Source organism: Tepidimonas sp., assembly GCF_036824975.1.
Lineage (GTDB): Bacteria > Pseudomonadota > Gammaproteobacteria > Burkholderiales > Burkholderiaceae_C > Tepidimonas.
In genome coordinates this window covers 1-1904 of sequence record NZ_DAISZC010000078.1, presented here as the reverse complement: position 1 = coordinate 1904, position 1904 = coordinate 1, and the positions used below count along the sequence as shown (strand labels likewise).

The following is a 1904-nucleotide window of genomic DNA, read 5'->3' as shown; positions in this document are numbered from 1 at the left end:
CGGACGTCCAGCCTGCTGTTGAACTGGCCTTGCGGCACAATGGCGCCTTTTCGGATGTTTTCGTTGCGCCAACGTCGCATGACCGCCCCCGGACCCGTACTGGCCCACGCCAACCGCATGACCGCGGACGAGCGGCGCGCCAGCATCGCTTTAGCGAGCATCTTCGCGCTGCGCATGCTAGGGCTCTTTCTGGTGCTGCCGGTGTTTGCGCTGGAAGCCACGCAACTGCACGGTGGCCACGACCCGGCGCGCGTCGGCCTGGCGCTGGGCGTCTACGGCCTGACACAGGCCGTGCTGCAGATGCCGCTTGGGCTGGCGTCGGACCGCTTCGGGCGCAAGCGCGTCATCCAGGCCGGGCTGGCGGTGTTCGCGCTGGGCAGCGCCTGGGCCGCGCTGGCCACCGATATCGACCACCTGATCGCCGCCCGCGCTCTGCAGGGCGCGGGCGCCATCTCGGCGGCAGTGACCGCGCTGCTGGCCGACCTGACGCGCGATGCCGTGCGCACCAAGGCCATGGCGCTGGTGGGGATGAGCATCGCCGCCGTATTCGCGCTGTCGCTGGTGGCCGCCCCCCCTTTGGCGGCAGCCATCGGCCTGCCGGGGCTGTTTGCGCTGACGGCCGGTCTGACTCTGCTGGGCATGGCCGTGGTGCAGTGGGGGGTGCCGGATGAACCGCCGCGCGCAGCGGTGCCGGAGCAGGGTGCGCTGCGCAGCGTGCTGCGCGACCGCGACCTGCTGCGCCTGGACCTGGGCGTGCTGCTGCTGCACACGGTGCAGATGGCGCTGTGGATGGCGGTGCCGACGCTGCTGGTGCAGGCGGGCCTGCCGAAGGCCGCGCACTGGCAGGTGTACCTGCCCGCGCTGCTGGTCTCCTTCATCGTCATGGGGGGCGTGCTGTTTCGCCTGGAGCGGCGCGGCCACCTCGGAGCCGTGCTGCGGGGGGCTGTCGGGCTGCTGCTGCTAGCGCAGGCGGGCCTGTGGTGGGCACTGCACCACGGCGCGGGCGTACTGGCGGTGGGGGCGTGGCTGGCCGTGTTCTTTCTGGGCTTCAACACCCTGGAGGCCAGCCAACCCAGCCTGACCTCGCGCCTGGCCCCGGCCGGGGCGCGCGGTGCCGCGCTGGGCGTGTACAACACGCTGCAGTCCCTGGGCTTGTTTGCTGGCGGCGCGCTGGGCGGATGGCTGATGCGGCAGTATGGGCCTGCCGGGGTGTTTCTGGCCGGCGCGGCGCTGTGCGGGGTCTGGCTGGCGCTGGGCTGGCGGCTGCGCACCCCCGCCCCTGCACCTGCCGCCGCTGCGCCCTGACGGGGCGTGATGCACCACAGTCGGCCCGTGTGCTCAGCGCCGGGACACACCCGCCCCATGGGACGTCCCGCATGCCCGCCCCCGCGTCCGGCCTCGCTTCAGAGGAAGGAGGGAGCGCGCACCCTCCCCTGCATCTCCCCTATGCGGGGTAGGGCGTGGGACGAGCCACTTGCGGCACAATCCGAGCCATTGCGTATCCATTTCACACCTGCCCTCACCCCAAGGACAACCCCATGGCATCGGTCAACAAAGTCATCCTCGTCGGCAACTGTGGCCGCGATCCCGAAATCCGCTACCTGCCCTCGGGCCAGCCGGTGGCCAGCGTCAGCATCGCCACCTCTAGCCGGCGCAAGGACCGCAGCACTGGCGAGATGGTCGAAGACACGCAGTGGCACCGCGTCACGTTCTTCGACCGCTTGGCCGAAATCGCGGGTGAATATCTCAAAAAGGGACGCCCGGTGTACGTGGAGGGACGCCTGAAATACGGCAAGTACACCGGGCAGGACGGCATCGAGCGCAACACCGTCGACATCATTGCTACCGAGCTGCAGCTGCTGGGCAGTCGCGAAGGCATGGGTGCGTCGGCCGAGGATGGCGGC

General features: G+C 70.4%; 2 protein-coding genes. Both read left to right on the top strand.

Going from position 1 to position 1904, the window contains the following annotated elements; all coding sequences use genetic code 11:
* Positions 1 to 117: 117 nt before the first annotated feature.
* Positions 118 to 1305 (top strand): MFS transporter, encoded by a 1188-nt coding sequence (locus V7Z54_RS08690; RefSeq protein WP_334135892.1) that lies wholly within the window; start codon positions 118 to 120, stop codon positions 1303 to 1305.
* A 233-nt stretch (positions 1306 to 1538) separates the two neighbouring features.
* A partial coding sequence (locus V7Z54_RS08685; protein WP_334135884.1) for a single-stranded DNA-binding protein occupies positions 1539 to 1904 on the top strand: 366 nt, incomplete at its 3' end.